Source organism: Paenisporosarcina sp. P4_B8 (assembly GCF_056402175.1).
This window is the reverse complement of sequence record NZ_JBFUHX010000014.1, coordinates 36,090-53,609: the sequence shown is the minus strand read 5'-3', so window position 1 is coordinate 53,609 and position 17,520 is coordinate 36,090. Positions and strand designations below refer to the sequence as shown.

General features: G+C 40.7%; 18 protein-coding genes and 1 pseudogene. 10 read left to right on the top strand and 9 right to left on the bottom strand.

Going from position 1 to position 17,520, the window contains the following annotated elements:
- Position 1: 1 nt before the first annotated feature.
- The gene (locus AC1DSK_RS13325; protein WP_477548427.1) at positions 2–808 is read left to right on the top strand and encodes a DUF2935 domain-containing protein; all 807 of its coding nucleotides are present in this window, start codon (positions 2–4) and stop codon (positions 806–808) included.
- 83 nt (positions 809–891) lie between these two features.
- Here AC1DSK_RS13325 and AC1DSK_RS13320 read toward each other — a convergent pair whose 3' ends face one another.
- Both AC1DSK_RS13320 and ku read right to left on the bottom strand, forming a co-directional pair.
- Entirely contained in the window at positions 892–1,179 is a 288-nt protein-coding gene (locus AC1DSK_RS13320; RefSeq protein ID WP_477531301.1) for a hypothetical protein, read from the bottom strand.
- An 84-nt stretch (positions 1,180–1,263) separates the two neighbouring features.
- Entirely contained in the window at positions 1,264–2,088 is an 825-nt protein-coding gene (gene ku / locus AC1DSK_RS13315) for a non-homologous end joining protein Ku (RefSeq protein WP_477531252.1), read from the bottom strand.
- Positions 2,089–2,202: 114 nt separating this feature from the next.
- On the opposite strand from ku, the gene AC1DSK_RS13310 reads away from it, so the two are divergent.
- Complete coding sequence (locus tag AC1DSK_RS13310) at positions 2,203–4,047, top strand: DNA ligase D (RefSeq protein ID WP_477531253.1); 1,845 nt, start codon at positions 2,203–2,205, stop codon at positions 4,045–4,047.
- 56 nt (positions 4,048–4,103) lie between these two features.
- Positions 4,104–4,328, top strand: a complete 225-nt coding sequence (locus tag AC1DSK_RS13305; protein WP_016428730.1) for a hypothetical protein — start codon at positions 4,104–4,106, stop codon at positions 4,326–4,328.
- Positions 4,329–4,383: 55 nt separating this feature from the next.
- Here AC1DSK_RS13305 and AC1DSK_RS13300 read toward each other — a convergent pair whose 3' ends face one another.
- Entirely contained in the window at positions 4,384–5,367 is a 984-nt protein-coding gene (locus AC1DSK_RS13300) for an ornithine cyclodeaminase family protein (RefSeq protein ID WP_477531254.1), read from the bottom strand.
- An 87-nt stretch (positions 5,368–5,454) separates the two neighbouring features.
- The gene (locus AC1DSK_RS13295) at positions 5,455–6,759 is read right to left on the bottom strand and encodes an MFS transporter (protein WP_477531255.1); all 1,305 of its coding nucleotides are present in this window, start codon (positions 6,757–6,759) and stop codon (positions 5,455–5,457) included.
- A gap of 173 nt (positions 6,760–6,932) precedes the next feature.
- Here AC1DSK_RS13295 and AC1DSK_RS13290 point away from each other — a divergent pair, with 173 nt between their 5' ends.
- Positions 6,933–7,448, top strand: coding sequence for a helix-turn-helix domain-containing protein (locus AC1DSK_RS13290; RefSeq protein WP_477531256.1), 516 nt, complete (start codon positions 6,933–6,935; stop codon positions 7,446–7,448).
- 144 nt (positions 7,449–7,592) lie between these two features.
- Complete coding sequence (locus AC1DSK_RS13285; protein WP_477548428.1) at positions 7,593–8,507, top strand: thermonuclease family protein; 915 nt, start codon at positions 7,593–7,595, stop codon at positions 8,505–8,507.
- Positions 8,508–8,793: 286 nt separating this feature from the next.
- Here AC1DSK_RS13285 and AC1DSK_RS13280 read toward each other — a convergent pair whose 3' ends face one another.
- Positions 8,794–9,981, bottom strand: a complete 1,188-nt coding sequence (locus AC1DSK_RS13280; protein WP_477548429.1) for a hypothetical protein — start codon at positions 9,979–9,981, stop codon at positions 8,794–8,796.
- A 418-nt stretch (positions 9,982–10,399) separates the two neighbouring features.
- On the opposite strand from AC1DSK_RS13280, the gene AC1DSK_RS13275 reads away from it, so the two are divergent.
- Positions 10,400–11,497: an MBL fold metallo-hydrolase gene (locus tag AC1DSK_RS13275; protein ID WP_477548430.1), complete on the top strand. Its 1,098-nt coding sequence runs from the start codon at positions 10,400–10,402 to the stop codon at positions 11,495–11,497.
- Between the two features lie 119 nt (positions 11,498–11,616).
- On the opposite strand, the gene AC1DSK_RS13270 is transcribed toward AC1DSK_RS13275, so the two are convergent.
- Positions 11,617–11,898, bottom strand: coding sequence for a DUF6509 family protein (locus AC1DSK_RS13270; protein ID WP_477548431.1), 282 nt, complete (start codon positions 11,896–11,898; stop codon positions 11,617–11,619).
- 391 nt (positions 11,899–12,289) lie between these two features.
- Here AC1DSK_RS13270 and AC1DSK_RS13265 point away from each other — a divergent pair.
- From AC1DSK_RS13265 to AC1DSK_RS13255, 3 genes and pseudogenes are all read left to right on the top strand, one after another.
- Positions 12,290–13,159, top strand: a pseudogene (locus AC1DSK_RS13265) (alpha/beta fold hydrolase).
- Entirely contained in the window at positions 13,135–13,431 is a 297-nt protein-coding gene (locus AC1DSK_RS13260) for an MGMT family protein (RefSeq protein ID WP_477548432.1), read from the top strand. Before AC1DSK_RS13265 ends, AC1DSK_RS13260 begins: the two are co-directional and overlap by 25 nt.
- A 45-nt stretch (positions 13,432–13,476) precedes the next feature.
- Complete coding sequence (locus AC1DSK_RS13255) at positions 13,477–14,001, top strand: GrpB family protein (protein WP_477548433.1); 525 nt, start codon at positions 13,477–13,479, stop codon at positions 13,999–14,001.
- Positions 14,002–14,074: 73 nt separating this feature from the next.
- Here the strand turns inward: AC1DSK_RS13255 and AC1DSK_RS13250 are convergent, their stop codons facing one another.
- The 3 genes from AC1DSK_RS13250 to AC1DSK_RS13240 all read right to left on the bottom strand — a co-directional run bounded on the left by AC1DSK_RS13250 (position 14,075) and on the right by AC1DSK_RS13240 (position 16,639).
- The gene (locus AC1DSK_RS13250) at positions 14,075–14,632 is read right to left on the bottom strand and encodes a M15 family metallopeptidase (RefSeq protein ID WP_477548434.1); all 558 of its coding nucleotides are present in this window, start codon (positions 14,630–14,632) and stop codon (positions 14,075–14,077) included.
- A gap of 131 nt (positions 14,633–14,763) precedes the next feature.
- Positions 14,764–15,720, bottom strand: a complete 957-nt coding sequence (locus AC1DSK_RS13245; protein WP_477598277.1) for an ABC transporter permease — start codon at positions 15,718–15,720, stop codon at positions 14,764–14,766.
- Positions 15,689–16,639 carry an ABC transporter ATP-binding protein gene (locus AC1DSK_RS13240; RefSeq protein ID WP_477598275.1) on the bottom strand — a complete coding sequence of 317 codons (951 nt, stop codon included), beginning with the start codon at positions 16,637–16,639 and terminating at the stop codon, positions 15,689–15,691. The genes AC1DSK_RS13245 and AC1DSK_RS13240 overlap by 32 nt, the downstream gene beginning before the upstream one ends.
- Before the next feature lie 159 nt (positions 16,640–16,798).
- On the opposite strand from AC1DSK_RS13240, the gene AC1DSK_RS13235 reads away from it, so the two are divergent.
- A complete protein-coding gene (locus tag AC1DSK_RS13235; protein ID WP_477548437.1) occupies positions 16,799–17,515 on the top strand; it encodes a serine hydrolase in 717 nt (238 codons plus the stop codon).
- Positions 17,516–17,520 lie beyond the last annotated feature (5 nt).

Here is a 17,520-nt window from a genome sequence, read left to right as displayed (position 1 = left end):
GATGTCGAACGAGTTTGTGGTAAGGTCATTAGACGAAATTCGATTTTGGGCAAGAATTATGAAAGAACATGCTCTATTTTTAAGTTTAGGATTTTCTGCAAATGATAAAAAGCTTATTGAGGAAGCTCTACAGTTCATTGCTGTCTTTGAAAGAATTGAAGAGCAGTTAGCCGGTTACTCGGTGCATACCGATCCACGACAGATTAAAGCTTTCAACACGCAGGTGTATCAAGCAGTTGCATCCATTTGGGCGTATAAACGAAAAGTATTAGGACTCATTCTTCGTTGTGAAATCACGTCAAATAACTACCCTTTACTGGTTGATCATACGAGTAGAGAAGCCGCTTATTTTGCTAATCGATTAAAAGATTTGAATGAAGGTAAATTACAGCCTTTACCCGAGGCCATCATTGAAGAAAATGTATTCTTCCTTAAAATTATGGCGGACCATGCGAAGTTTATCGGGCATTTATTAGACCCAAGCGAACGAAAATTGGTCGATCAGGCAAGAGAATTTAGCAACGATTTTGATCAGTTAATGTTCCAGGCAATTGACTTGGATAGTATGAGACCACAATCAGAAACGACCCCTCTACTCGATCATTTTTTAGATCAAAATCGGGTGTCCGTCGTTGCATTAAGAGACTTTAAGAAAACAGCCCGTGATTTAATTGAAGCATGCCGGATTAAGAGTGATATTCATCCTCTTTTAGCGGATCATGTTTTTAGAGAAGCCGAACGGTTTATTGAAATCATTGATATTTTCGAGGTAAGTCTTTCAAATCCTAAGCCCGAAGTCAGTTTATAAAGAAGCCGTCAGCTTTAACGGCTTCTTTTTGTTTTCTTTTTAGTTTAGATTATTCAGGCATCACGAATGCAAGATGACCCACATTATTTGAACGAGCGAAAAGTATCGATAAAGGTTTGCGGATTGCTGTGAATGTTGAATGGAAAAACGCCTTGATGGGTATGGAGGTATAAAATTCCCGCTTCTGAAGAAAAAGACTTGTAGGAAACATCCAGTACCTGATTGAGTGTAAATTTTGTTCTGGCTGTCGTCACGTTTTCAGATGTGATGGTTAGTTCATGATGCGTGGCAATTTTCTGTAGCTTGTAATAAAAGTCGATTTTTCGTTCTACTTCCGTGTAAACAATCATGGCGTGTTGTTCTTTATTCATCACCCGACAACCCTCCTTTGCTTTAATGGTACAGGAGATATGCCAGAAAAAGCAAAACATACAAAGGACCAGGTCCAATGTATGTTAAGACGTTTTTGCCGCTTTCTTCTTTCGGGGAGCCGGCCTCTTCTTTTTGGTTTTATCCAGTGACGCTTGAAGTGCAGACATTAAATCGGTCACATTTGAAGGTGCTGCAACTTGTTTCTCACTCGCCGTTACGGTCTTGTTGCCAGTTTTCTTCTCTTCAATCAATTCCATCAGTGCAGTACGGTAGTCATCCGTATATTTTTCGGGTTCAAACGTCGTCGTTAATTGCTCCACCAATAACAAGGCAGTATCAAGTTCTTTCTGAACGATAGCCGGTTCACTCGGGATATTTGGGACTTCCTTCGCACTTCGTACTTCATCTGGAAAATGAATCGTTTCCATAATCAAAATTTCGTCGTAAACTCGCACTACTGCTAGCTGTTCTTTTGAACGGATCATGATTTTGGCAACGCCAATTTTCCCAGATTCAGTTAATGCTTTTTGCAGAAGGGAATACGCTTTCCCTCCTCCCCCATCCGGCGCCATGTAGTAGCTTCTTTCAAAGTAAATGGGGTCGATTTCTTCCAATTTCACGAAATCAATAATTTCCACTGCTTTGTCTTCATTGTCCTTTTTCAATTTCTCCAGTTCATCGTCGTCCAACACCACAAATTTATTTTTCGAATACTCGTAAGCTTTAACAATGTCTTCGCTTTGTACTTCTTTTTTACAGCCGGCACATACCTTTTGGTAATTGATTGGCGTGTTGCACTCTTTGTGTAATTGTCGTAATTTAATATCCTTATTTTCTGTCGCAGCGTGAAGCTTAACTGGAATATTGACCAGTCCAAAGCTGATACTTCCTTTCCAAACAGTATGCATATTCGATTCACCACCTACATTTCTTTTTCTTACTATGCTTTTTTTGCCTATATTTATGTATCAGGTGCGGAAAATTACAAAAGCTAGGAAAAACAATCGAGAGTAGGATAAAAATTGAAGCCGATGCTTTTAACTGCTGCAACAGAAATTCCAACGGGAAAAGACTGGTTGTACGAAGTGAAATACGATGGCTTTCGTTGCCTTCTTGAATGGGTGGATGAAACGCCCACTCTCAAAAGCCGGAATGGCAAAGTGCTCAATCCGATGTTTCCTGAAATCATTGATTATTGTCAGGACATTTATGAGAATATCCGCTCCTTTTTGCCCTTGATGCTTGACGGAGAACTAGTTTATTTGGTGAATGACCAACAAAGTAACTTTTCCATTGTACAAATGAGAAGCCGTATGCGAACACAAAGCGTCATCAGTAAACATGCTCAGGAATTCCCTTGTCATTATGTTGCATTTGATTTGTTAACCTGCAAAGGCGAAACGCAACAAAGTGTTCCTTTTTCAGAGCGTAAGCAGCTTATGCGTAAGTTGTTTAAATCCCTCAATTTGCCACACTCCGTGGATTATCAGGATTTTGCACGAATTCAAATGGTTGAGGAAAACAAACACAGCAAGAAATTGTGGAATGAAGTAAAAGTAAGTAATGGTGAAGGTATCGTTGCCAAAGGAAAAATGAGCAAATGGCAAAGTGATAAACGCACCAGCAACTGGATGAAAATTAAAAACTGGAGATATGTCACGGTCATTTTATCCAAATACGATCACAACAATGGTTTTTTCCATGGATCCATTTATGGCAAAGGACAGTTGATTGAAGTTGTTACTTTTCGTCACGGGCTGAAAAAAGAAGAAATGAATACATTAAGGACGTTATTCGAATCAAATGGCACCTTAATTTCTTCGAATGTATGGGAACTTGAACCATCCATTTGCGTAGAAATTGCATGCATTGATTTCGATGGCAAACACCTAAGGGAACCGCGATTTCATGCATTCGTCTTTGACAAAGACTCTGCCGATTGCGATTGGAAACAAATGCAACGTCAGCTTTATCCTTTACCCGAAAATGTAAAAATCACGAATCCGGACAAGCCCGTGTGGCCATTATTAGGTTTGAACAAAGATGATTACTTACTTTACTTGCAACATGTCTCTCCCCATATGTTGCCTTTCTTGCAGGATAGACAACTGACCGTCATCCGCTTCCCGCATGGTGCTGAAGGAGAAAGTTTTTATCAAAAAAATGCACCTGATACATTTCCAGATTTTCTCGCGACCTCAGCAGGAGATGACATCACACATATGGTGTGCAATAACCTGGAATCCTTACTATGGCTTGGGAATCAGTTGGCATTGGAGTTACATATTCCTTTCCAGACAATAGGAACAGAAAAGCCGACAGAGATTGTGTTTGACTTGGACCCTCCATCCGTTCAAGAGTTTTCATTGGCCATAGAAGCCGCGCAGCGAATGAAAGCTATCTTTGATCAATTTGGTCTTGAATCCTTTGTGAAAACTTCTGGTCGCAAAGGTTTGCAAGTTTACATTCCTTTGCCTCTTGATCGTTTTTCTTATAACGAAACACGCGTGTTCACAAAATTTGTTTGTGATTTTTTATGCGAACAGGAACCTCAATGGTTTACAACAGAGCGCTTGATTAAGAACCGCCACAACAAATTGTATTTGGACTATGTGCAGCATCATGAAGGGAAAACCATCATCGCACCCTATTCTGCTAGAGGAACTGAAAAAGGTTTGATTGCCACACCGTTAACTTGGGATGAAGTACACGATTCCTTGAAACCTGATCTATTTTCCATACCCGCCGTTTTGGAACGCCTGAAAAACAAAGGGAATCCTTTTCGGAATTTCCGGGATACAGCTGACGAAATGAAGTTTGCCGATGTTCTGAGTCAACTGCAAGAATTAGTGGAAAATAAGGCATAACTCATTGAATTTTTTATTATCGGAGAAACTAAATACTAAAAATAAGGAGGATTCGGATGCAAATTGAAAATCCAATGATTACAGGTGCAGGACTACCTAGTGATCCACAACAAGCAATTGTGATCTATAATTGCGATTTCTGTAACGGGGAAATTTATGAAGAAGATATCTGCGTGGTGTACGAAGGGTTGATTTTTTGTAGTAGCGACCATCTGGGCGAACATTTGGTGAAACATGACCTTGCCGAAGAAATCACCGCACATACTGAAACTTCACATTGAATGGATTCAACAAAAGAGCATCGGCTTAGCCGATGCTCTTTTACTGTTATAAATATTAAACTTCTACAACCATTCCAATCCCCGCTTCTTTTGCTTTAGAATAGACGCCTTTTGCAACAGCAAGGTCGAAATAGGCAGCTCCTACGGATTTGAAGAAGGTGATTTCTTCTTGTACTTCTCTTCCCGACTTCGTTCCAACAACAAGTTCTCCGAGTTGGGCATGAACGTCTTCAAATGACCAGTTCCCACTATCTACAGCGTGCATCAATTCACCAGCTTCATCTTTTACGCCAGCCAAGTCGTCCACCACAATTTTGTCTGCACTTAACACTGTTGTTTCGTCCACTTCACGCATATGAGGCAAGTAGGAACCTACGCCATTTATATGGGTTCCTGGTTGTAAATCACATCCCATGAATACAGGTTCGTTTGATCGGGTGGCACAGCAAATAATGTCCGCATGCTTCACCGCTTTTGAAACATCAATTTCGATTTCAAAAGGCACGTTCACTCCAAATGTACGTAATTTCTCGCCAAATGCTTGCGCTTTTTCCGGTGTCCGATTAACCAAGATGATTTTTTCGATGGTACGAACCGCCAGCACGCCAAGTACTTGTTCAAAAGCCATTGCCCCTGTTCCGATGACTATTAGGATTCGGCTATCTTTTTTTGCCAATAAATCCGTTGCGATGCCACTAAGTGCACCTGTTCGCAGTCGTGTCAAATACGATGCGTTCATCATTGCGACATGCTCGCCATTGGTCGCATCGGAAAGTAGCACGACCCCTTGTGTGGTTGGCTTTCCTTCGGCCGGATTTCCTGGAAAAATCGTTACTACTTTGACCGCTGTTACTTCGCCAGCCATATCGGCGCTCGGCATATATAATGCGGATGCTTCGTGTTGAGGAAATTCGAGTACTGTGCGATGGGGGTTATTGATTTTCCCTGCTTCTATAGCCTTTAATACCGCTGCGATATCTTCAATGGCATCAACCATTTTATAGAGTTGTTGAATCTGATGTTCGTTGATGATTAACATGGTCTTCCTCCTAACAAAAAACATTACTTCCCACACTAATAAATGATTTCGTGTGGTGAGCTGAACATAAGAGAAAAAAAGAGCCGCTTACGCGCGACTCTCTTTTCCTACCACGATTCGTTTAGATTGTTGTCGACTGCGATCTTTCACAGCCCAAATTGCAACTAGTGAAATAAGTGCAGTGAACACGATGTAAAGTGCAACCGGTACATACGAATTATCAAAACGTGCTAGTAATGCCGTAGCAACAAGTGGAGCTGTACCACCCGCTAATGCTGCACCGATTTGATAGCCTAATGAAATGCCCGTATAGCGTACTTTTGCATCAAAGATTTCCGAAAACATCGTGCCAAGAACTGCTGTAATCGGTGCCCAAATGATTCCGAGTCCAATAACTGTTGCGATAATCAATAATGCAACTGACCCTTGTTGAATCATCCAGAAGTATGGGAAAGCAAAGAGTGCCATGCCGACCGTGCCAGCAACGTATAACTTTTTGCGTCCCACTTTATCCGATAAGTTCCCCATGATTGGGATTAATATCGTCGTAACGACGGTAGCAATCATAACGGCAGTTAATGTAGTTGTTCGTGTATATCCTAAATTTGTTGTTGCGTACGATACGACGAATGTGCTGAAAATATAGAAAGGTGCAGTTTCTACCACTTTCGCTCCAATAGCTATCAACACTTCACGCCAGTGGTATTTCAGTGTATCTGCAATCGGCAATTTTGGAATATCGCCAGATTCCTGCACTTTTTTGAATTCAGGTGTTTCATCAATGCCTTTACGAATCCATAAACCAAAAATAACTAATAAAGCACTTAAAATAAATGGCACACGCCAGCCCCAGGTCATGAATGACTCTTCAGGAAGTAACGTCATCACCCATAAAGCGATCGTTCCCATCAACATTCCGATGGTTACGCCCATTTGCGGGATACTACCAAACAATCCACGTTTTTCAGGGGGTGCATATTCTACTGCGAGTAAAAGTGCGCCTCCCCATTCCCCGCCGATTCCCAAACCTTGCACTAAGCGAAGTGTAATCAATAAGATAGGAGCCCAAACGCCTATTGCTTGGTAAGTTGGCAATAAGCCCATTCCAAACGTAGCAATCCCCATTAAGCTTAACGTTAAGACGAGTGTTTTCTTGCGTCCAATGCGGTCACCGATATGACTGAATATCACGCCGCCAAACGGACGGATGAAAAAAGCTAAAGCAAATGACGCATATGCTAATAAAAGTCCTACAGTCGGATCTTCATTAACGAAAAATAGTTGGTTGAAAACAAGTGCAGCAACTGTTCCGTATAAGAAATAGTCAAACCACTCTATTGAACTCCCTACTAAACTCGCAATCAAGATGCGACGGGTTTGTTTTTTATCCATCATAAATCCCCCTTATGTGAAATGAAAATTGAAGTGACACTTTAATTTATCTTCCGAGATTCATTTTAGACAGTTATAAATTTTCTGTCAATACTTTGTCACAATTTATATTTCATTGCTGTTTGAGTGATGTATTATGAGAGTAAGAGATTATGATGAAGCGAGGAATTCTTATGCCACAAGAATCAATTGGGGATACATTAAAAAGTCTTCGCAAAGAACGGAAAATGACGTTAAAGGCTTTGTCTGAACAAACCGGGGTATCCATTAGTTTTTTATCACAGGTGGAACGGGGAAAATCGAGTGTTACGCTTGAATCGCTAAAGAAAATTGCAGACGCATTAGGTGTAAATCCGAGTGTGTTTTTTGCAGAAGAACATTCACATGACAATTTGGCTATCCGAAGGGAGCGTTTTTATTACAAGGACTTATCTCATGGAGTTCGAGATGCTAGCTTTTCCCCTATTTTAGTCACACTTCAACCGGGAGAAAATGAAGGGAATGCATTTTCACACGGTGGACATGAATTTCTGTTCGTAGTGGAAGGCGTATTAACGGTCGAAATGGATGGCAATCGAACTGAACTTCGTGAACAAGAATCCACTTTATTCGATGCACGTAAGACACATTATTGGTTCAACCATACTGAAAACGATGTACGATTTTTGGTCGTATCATCGAAAAATTAACCAAACCTCCTCAGAAATCCAGAGGAGGTTTTTTGTGTAGCTTTTCGGTCAATTGGTATGGCAACACACTATGTTAAATATTATGTTTTATAGACGGAGGTTGTTGTTATACTAGAAAAGGAAATCTCGAGGAGGATATTAAAAGTGACTTTTAGTTTCAAAAATAAATTAACATGCTTGATTGTGGGTAGTGCCCTTATTTTTTCTGGTTGTGGCACGACAAGCATGGACGATGAGAAGTATGAGCCTGTTGTAAAAGAGACGACAGACGAAGATTCCGGTTCTGCAGATCAAGAAAGCGGCGTTGACGATAAGAAGCAAGACGACAAGCCTGCCGATAAAGTAACTACCATTAAGCCGGCGGAATCTAAGTCCGCTACGAAAATCATAACAGCACCTCAACAAGGTACGACGGATCAAATCCCTGTGACATTGGTCTCGACGACGGACGGCGATACGATTCGCGTGATGTATAAAGGCGTGGACGAACCGGTCCGTTACTTGTTAATCGATACACCGGAGACGAGTCACCCTCGTTTAGGAAAACAACCTTTCGGGCCCGAAGCCAAGGAGCGAAATCGTGCTCTCGTGAACAGCGGAAAGTTAACACTTGAATTTGATATTGGTGAGAAACGAGATAAATATGGACGTCTATTGGCTTATGTATATGTCGACGGCAAAAGTGTACAGGAAACATTGATCCGTGAAGGATTGGCACGCGTTGCATATGTCTATCCACCAAATACTCGTCATTTAAATCCTTACGAAGAAGCACAAAAAGAAGCTCAGTCGAAGAAAGCCGGATTTTGGGCAATTGAAGACTACGCCACCGATTCAGGATTTGCAAGCTCATCAACGACTTCTTCACAGAGCGGTTCAAGCAGCGATAACTCTTCTGGATCAAATAGTTCTGTGACTACCAATCCCGCAGGAACAACTGAGTGGTTCGATAACTGTACGCACCTCCGTACCAAGTATCCGAACGGAGTGCCGAGTGACCATCCGGCCTATCAACCGAAAATGGACCGTGATAAAGACCAATTTGCGTGTGAGCGTTAGGTTGAATAGTTGCGTGAGTTCAAGATATCCACTGTAATCTACGATTTGTGCAACCTGGAATGGGATTCTGTCTACCTGGACATCGATTCTGTCTACCTGGATCGGGATTCTGTCTACCTGGACATCGATTCTGTCTACCTGGAACGCAATTCTGTCTACCTTGACATCGATTCTGTCTACCTGGAACGCAATTCTGTCTACCTTGACATCTAATATTTACTAATAACTCATTTCAACCTAAAAATGACCTTTCCATTCATTCGGAAAGGTCATTTTTGTTTGTCAATTATAGGAATCCAACGAATATTCCTGCCAATATAACGGAAACAATCGTCACGGTGATGAAGCCGGCAACCAACATTGGTGGCAACATGTGACTTGTTAATACTTCCCGTTCTCTTTCATCTTGAGTTAACGCATTGATGACTTCGTTAGTGATGATGTAGTCCGCCGGGAACCCGTATAGGGCCGTTAAAGATACGGCAAACGCCATTTCTTTGCTGACTTTTAACACCTTGCCCATGATGAACGAAAACACGTACATGCCGGCTACACCGATGACAATACAGCCAATCAACGGATAGATTAGATCAATCATCATATCTGGCGTCGCTGCTTTCAGGCCGTCCAAAATGAACAGCATTAACCCTAAAACGGCGAATCCGAATCCGTTCGCTTTTTTCAACGGGTGTTTTTCCAAGAATCCCACGCTTCTCGCGATTACTCCAAATAGTAAACAGAGAACAAATGGACTGATGGTCACAAATGGTGCAAGCCATGTAGATACTTGATACGCTAAAAATCCGACAAAAGCCAAGCGGAAAAATTTAAAGAATTCCGTATTGTATTTTTCAGGCATCCAGTTAAATAATTTCAATTCTCTTGAATGTGTTTCTTCATTTTCTTCCCCTACTTGCTTCAAACCAATTTCCCCATTGCGCAATTGTTGAAGCAAACGTTTTCCTTCTTTTTTCAACATGACTGATGTCAAAGGATACCCTGCGAACCCTTGCATCACGTAAATAACGATGGCGAAAACAGCTAAGCTTGGAAGTCCTGCCTCTGCGGCGCCTTCTGACATAATAAGTGCCGATACAAGCCCGCCCACTAAAGGTGGAATGGCTACAATTATTGTTTCACTGCCGAATAGGAAAGTACCGATTCCAAATAATCCAGCAATGATTCCTAGAATTCCTGCCAATGCAATCAAAATGGTTTTCCATTGGTTTATCAGTTCCTGCAAAGATAGCAAGGTGCCCATATTGGTAATTAACAAGTAAATTAACATGACTGCTACAACTGATGGAATTCCTGATAACTCTACAATGTTTGCGGGAAAGAATGTCCAATAGCCGATTAAAAAAAGAACGGCACTGATAAAAATTGAAGGAACCCACGCTTTCGTGCGAATCGCGACGACATCCCCAATAAAAAGAATGAAAACTAAAATACTTAAAGCTAGCATCTGTGACATATTGATTCCCTACCCCCATTACTTTTCTCTTTCGCTTCGTTGCACGAAGTAATGTGTACTACAGTAACACGATTCGACATGATAAATATATAGAATAAATAGAATTTAAAGAATATTCATCTATTTATAGCAAATAACATGCATGTAAGCGGATAAATAATGTTCGAACGATTATTAATCGTCATTATGGATTTTGTGGGCTTGGGAATTAAATGGACACTGATACGATTAAATTTACATAAAAAAACTTCCTTACGTTTTGGAGGAAGTTGAATGTTTATCGATAATTAGACAGAATAATTAGAGTCAATAAATGCACTTAACCATTACTCTTAAAATATGACTAATTTCTTTATTTCTTTTATGCTACATATATCAGAAAAATTTTATAACCTAAAACTCATTTGAGGTGCCATTGATGAAAAAAACTTTATTCGGAGTGGCAGCATTTGCTACTGCTTCCACTCTCTTTTTGCAGCATTATCCGGCATTCGGGAAAGCTCCGAATGCCAAGAAGAAATTAACATTAATAGCATCCCCCAACTATGAAAAAAACAAATTCAAGAATATCTCATATACGACTATGTCTAATGATTTAAAAACCTTAGGCTCCATGATTAAAGATTATGTTCAAAAAAATCCTGATTTGACACCAGCACGATCGCTTCCGATGGAGAATTTCCAATGGAATTCTTTTCTTAATTCACAAGCAAGCGTGGCATGGTTCGGACATTCGACTGTATTACTGAACCTTCATGGTAAAACTATATTCATCGATCCTATGCTTGGCAGCTCTCCTTCCCCTTTTCCTCAGATCGGTGGAAAGAGATATAGTGAGAAATTGCCATTTGACATTAATAATATACCCGCTATCGATATCGTCCTTTACTCTCATGACCATTATGATCATTTTGATATCGATTCCGTTCAATTACTGAAGCACAAAGTCGGGCTATTTATCGTCCCTCTTGGTGTCGGGAGTAGATTGGAAGGTTGGGGTGTAGCACCTGAAAAAATTAAAGAACTCGATTGGTGGGACACTTTTGACCATTTAGACATTGAATTTATCAGTACTCCGGCACGTCACTTCTCTGGCCGCAGTCTGTTCGATCACAATTCTACTTTATGGAGTTCTTGGGTCATTCGCAGTGGAGAAACAAGTATTTTTTATAGTGGGGATAGTGGTTACGATACGCATTTCAAAAAAATTGGCGAAAAGTATGGTCCATTTGATTTCACTATGATGGAATGTGGCCAGTATGACGATCGTTGGGCAAACATTCATATGAAACCCGAAGAAACGGTACAAGCCCATCTCGATTTAAATGGTAAATTGATGATGCCAATCCACTGGTCCGCTTTTACGCTTGCGTTTCACGCATGGACCGATCCTATTGAGCGCGTCACAAAAGCTGCGAAAGCACTTGACGTAGCTATTACGACACCAAAAATTGGGCAATCTGTTGTAATTGGTTCCGATGACTATCCCGTTGAGGAATGGTGGAAGTTGGTATAATTATTTTATCAGTAGTCTGGTTATCCATTATCGATAATCTGTAATATTTCAATAAAAAACCCTTTTTCATCGCTCCACTTATCTTCTGATAAGAACGAGCTTTGAAAAAGGGTATTATTTTATGCCAACGTATTTTTGCAATACGCGAGAATTTCTGCCTCTTCATCATCTTCTAAAGCAAAATCTAACACTTCATTAGAAGCTTTATCGGTAAAATGATACTGCACGATGCGATGTACATCTTCTTCGACAGCCAGAATGACACGCAATTCTAATCCGCCTTCTGTATATAACTCATCATCTTCATCAACTTCAACGGCAAGCAGATACTCAAAACGGTCTCCAACAATAATGCCCGTAGGGTCGTTCATTTTTTCAACCATGTGATTTGTAATTTCCATGTGGCATTCTCCTTTGTCAGTTCATTGAACTTCCCTCATTGTATACTGACCTGTAGCCACTAAACAACTCTATCGATTATCTTTCCTATTCTTCCCACACATTAAAGACCATTCCGAATGGATCGCGGACATAACAATCTCGTCCTTTTCCTTCCCAGCGAACAATTTCACAGCCAAAACATATGTGTATCTAGGCATGGCTAATTACAGCTAATAGCCTCTTTTTTATTTGCCCTCAAAGTCCTCAGGATTTAAAGCCCTGTGACGTTGTTATGACATAGCAGCTACCCCCAACTTTACATTAAATACTTAGTTACCAGTAATATACCATATTCAGTCGACATGATGAACGAGGTTTGATTACAATGAAAGTAGTTAGGGGTGTGCGGAAATGTCCTGGATAAAACAATTGATTGAAACTGAAAACGGTGTTTTTGAAGTATTTTCAAAAGGTTCTGGAGCCCCTCTTTGTGTCACACATCATTACTCCGAGTTTACTTCTGAAGGTGATCTATTTGCAGAGAGCTTTGTACATAGCCATCAAGTATATTTAGTGAATTTGCGTGGAGCTGGCTCATCCGCGGATGCTTCGTCTGAAGTTGAATTGAGTATGATTGATGCCGTGATGGATCTGGAAGCCATTCGAAAAGTATTGGGCTATGAAACGTGGACATTTGCAGGTCATTCAACCGGCGGAATGATTGGTTTATTATACGGAATTCATTTTTCGAAACGGTTAGATGCGCTTCTTTTGGTAGGTACAGCAGGTCGTTATTACGGTGACGCAAAGTCGTGTATTTACAACGCCGCTCACCCTCAGTTTCAGTACATGCAAGATTTGATAGAACGGTTGAAAGTTTCCGGGTTGGCAAAGGATGAACGAATGAAACTTTCAAAAGAACGAACGAAGCTATCTCTTCATCTACCTGAACACTATGATGTGTATTTTGCCGATGCACCGCAAAAATCGATGGCCACTGGTCGCATGAATATGTTTGCAAGAGAATATGCAATCTATGACGTGTCAAGAAGAATAGACAAAATTACTTGCCCGGTGTGGATTGGCTGTGGAACTCATGACGTACAATGTCCCATCGAGTTTTCAAAAGAAATTTATGAATCAATTAGTGGCAGTTAGTTCATACAGTTTTATACCAGCAATCACTATCCATTCCTGGAAGAGCAAGATAAATTCCAACAAGAACTACACGCGTTTTTCAAGGAGGTAACAGCATCATGCAACCATTCACGGCGGAAGTAGTTCGGATATTAAAAGAAATACCAGAGGGATACGTCGTTACCTACGGACAAGTCGCGCGCATGGCAGGAAGCCCCCGCGCAGCAAGACAAGTGGTACGGATTTTACATACGATGAGTGAAAAACATGGCTTGCCATGGCACCGCGTAGTCAATGTACGCGGTGAAATTGCCGTGCCCACTGAAGAATCGAAAGAGTTGCAACGTATGTTACTTCAGGGTGAAGACGTTGCGTTCTTAAGTGATGGACGGGTGGATTTGAGTGTTTTTGAGTAAACCTTTCTGGAAACTATTAAATCGAGCTGTGCGGAGGGGAAATAAATGAAAGTTCGACTTACTGACTTCAGTGAAAACTGGGCACTTATGTTTCAAAAAGAAGTTTATTTTTTAAGTGAAATTTTCGGAGATGAAATCATTAAATTTGAACATTTCGGCAGTACTTCTGTTCATGGTCTAAAAGCAAAACCAGTAATCGATATGATGTGTATCGTAAAAGACATTCATCAGATTGATTCCTTTAATGAGAAAATGGATTCTCTAGGATACGATGTGGTCGGAGAATACGGTATTGATGGAAGAAGGTTATTCCGAAAAGGCGGAGAAAACAGAACTCATCATATTCATTTCTATCAATACGACAATCCACAAATAGCTCGCCACTTAATTTTCCGCGACTATTTGCGTTCTCATCCAGAAGAAGTGTTTAGATATAGTCACTTTAAAGAAGAGTTAGCTCAACAGTTTGAGAATACCAGCGAATATAGTCCGGCAAAAATGTTATTCGTCAAAGAAATGGAACAGAAAGCAATACAATGGTTTGCTGAAAATGAGGATAAATTAACTTAAAGGCTGCCTAAAAATGAGTATAGAACCTTAAAACCCTCCTCAAGACTATCGAGGAGGGCTATTTAATTCTATTTCATTTTTCCACCTTATCCTCTGGTCGCCAGCCGTTTTGCAAGTCACTGATCGATAAGTCGAAAGTATATTCTAAATGCGGGTAGTCCTTGAAGCCAGGCCAGTCTCCGCCCCATTCAAAGCCTAAGTCTTTGCCAATGCTTGCAACTTCGAACCAGTCCGCTTCCCCGTTGCCATTCAAATCACGCTGTAAATCGTAACTAATCGTCCCGTCACTGTTTTGCAGGACGAAATCGATGGCGAGTCCGTAGTTATGATAGCTTTCACCGCCGCGTGCATACGTGACGATGTCACCTTCAATCGAGCGTCCTTTTTCATAAAGGACATCTTGGGATTCAACGGAACGGAAGCTATCACTGATTAAAATAGGAATGCCAATTTCCTCAGCTTTTCCGATCAATTGATTGCTCTTTTCTGCCACGATGGGATGCAAACCTTCCGGTAAAGGGCGTTCCTCTCGTTCTTCTCTAAATTCTAGTTCATTGTGGACCCAAACAAAGAAGAGTCCGCCGATGACGAGCCACAATACAATATTCAAGACGGTCCATAATCGTTTCACACGAACTCCTCCTTTCCCACACACTGCTTTTCATCTTACGTAAATTCACCAGAGCTTTCAATGATTCGAACTGACGATTAGGCGAATGATTAAAAAAGTCGCTCCTCCGAAAAGGAACGACTCTACCATAATTAAGCTGTAACGTCTCTCTTTGTAAACGACCAATAGCTGATGAATAAGAACAATACGACATATACAGTCAACACGGCGGCTGACAATGGCCAGGTGATGCCTGAAATGAACATATTGCCTGTAATGTAACCAGTTAAATCAGTATGCGTAAACAGGATGTATTTCGTAATTTCGTATTTACGTAAGAAAAAGACAATATTTGGACCCATAAACAACAGAAAGATCGATAATCCGATGGCAAGTGAACTTGTACGGAAAACACTTCCAATCATAAATGCAAATGTAGTGAATACCATGATTCCGATATATTGTAAGCCATATAAGGTTAAAACCCGTCCCCAGTAAGATACTTCAACTACTTCCCCGCCACGAACATCCAACATCGCACCGCTTCCTGAATCAAAGAATATATATCCAGCAATTACGTTCGCAATTAAGGCAATGATGGATAATACTAATGCATAAAGCAATGATGTGATGTATTTGGACGTTAGGATTTTCCACCGTTTCACAGGTCTGCTTAACAACATTTTGATTGTTCCTTGAGAAAATTCGGATGCAACGATACTGGCTGCTGCAATGACTGAAAACATAAGTACCAATGAAAGCAACTGATGGGAATCAATTATATTTTGTTGTCTATCACTCGGACTGAATGGTGCCACGTTTTCCGCTAAGCGGTATTCAGTGACGGCCAGTTCTTCTTTTAACTGTTTTTTAGTCTCTGCATCAAGATTTGGATTTGCCAGTTCAGCTGTTAAATTTGCTTGATTTACAGCAGCATCTTCTTCCCAAGTGGGTTGGTCTGGCTGTTGTACCGTGTGGCCAATCGCCCAATTAAAGATGCCTGTAATCCCGATTAATATGAGGACCAATAACCCAGCCATTATCCAAGTGGCTTTTTTATGCCACAGTTTCATCCATTCATTTCTTATGAGATTCAGCAATTTGGCCACCTCCAGTCATTTCGAGGAATTGATCTTCCAATGTTTTACGGAACGGTTGCACAGCAAATACTTGAAGATTTGCCGTGACCATCGCCTGAATGATGGAAGGGATCTGGTCCTGTTCCACTTTGGCAATGAATCCTGCACCACTATCTTCAAGAGTTAAGCCTTGTGTTGATAATAGTTCACGTGTCTGCTCAATCGGTTGAGCTTCAATATAATAATGAGCTTCTTCTTCTTGATTAATTTCACGGATATTAATAAGTTGTCCGTTTTGAATAATAGCGATTCGGTCACACATCAGTTCAATTTCTGAAAGCAAGTGACTCGATACGAATACTGACACACCATCTTCAACAGCGATTTTACGCAAGTAAGTACGAAATTCACGTATTCCGGCAGGATCCAGACCATTGGTTGGTTCATCCAAAATCAAAAACTTCGGACGATGCAGCAATGCTTGTGCAAGGCCTAGACGCTGACGCATACCCAGCGAATAAGTAGAAACTCTTTCATGAATACGATTTTGCATGCCTACTTGATCGACGACTTCAGCGATGCGTTCCTTTGAAATGGTTTTGTTCATGCGTGCGAAATGCAGTAAGTTTTTCCACCCCGACATGTACTTGTACATTTCCGGATTTTCGACGATAACCCCTACTTTGCTCATTGCTTCTTCGAAGTGCTCTGTCAGTGTTTGACCTTCCACCACTACTTCTCCGCTTGTCGGCCTCATTAAACCGGCCATCATGCGAATCGTCGTTGTTTTACCAGCACCATTCGGCCCCAGAAAACCCGTAATTTGACCAGGGAATAATTGCAGGCTCAAATTATCGATAATTTTCTTTTTGCCAATGGTTTTTGACAAGTTCTTTAATTCAACGATTGGTTGTTGTTCCACGCTTTTCACCTTCCTTAATCGAGACATCCTTCATTTACTTACTAAGACGAAATGACTAGTTAAAAAGTTCATTCCAACCTACGTCCATATATACGAATCACATGACTCTTAGTTTCGTTTTTATTTCATTTTAAGGATTTATTTGGTAAAGTTTTTGAATTAAACTAGTAAAAAGGAGGGGTTCAGATGGGGTTAACATTATTTCCCGAGAAATATTGTTTACATATGGAGTATCCAGTTGGAGTCGTTCGTTATTCGAAAAATATTGATGAAATCTTCAAATCAGCAAGCGTCATAAAGCTTCCTATTTTCCTATATGGTTTGCACCATGCAAAGGATTCAAATGAAGAGATTGAAGTATCCCCAGAAGACATCGTGGATGGATCAGGTGTATTGCAAACACTTGTTACACAACCAAGATTCTTTTCAGTTCGTGATTTACTTGCTCTCATGATGGTGGTTTCGGATAATACGGCAACTAACATACTAATCAGACGCTACGGGTTGAAACGGCTCAATTCTTATATACAACATCTCGGTATGACAAAAACCGTATTGGGTCGGGAAATGCGAGACCTCATTGCTATTTCGGAGGGCCGGGACAATTTCACATGTGGTCGCGATATGGTTGCCTGCTTAAGACATATGGTCAGCTCACACGCTTTTCACGATATGCTTCAAATACTTGAAAAGCAGCAGTTTCAGAATAAAGTTCCAGCTGGTGTCAAAAGCGAGCAATTTGTTTTCTTCAACAAAACAGGCGAATTGGATGATGTCGAGCATGATGTGGGCTTATTTATGTACAAAGGCCAAGTGGGGTTGTTTGTCGGTTTAACTGAGGGCAATAATTCTAGTGGACGTACATTGTTACATGAGTTTGGACATATGTTAGACGAATTGTAAAAGAG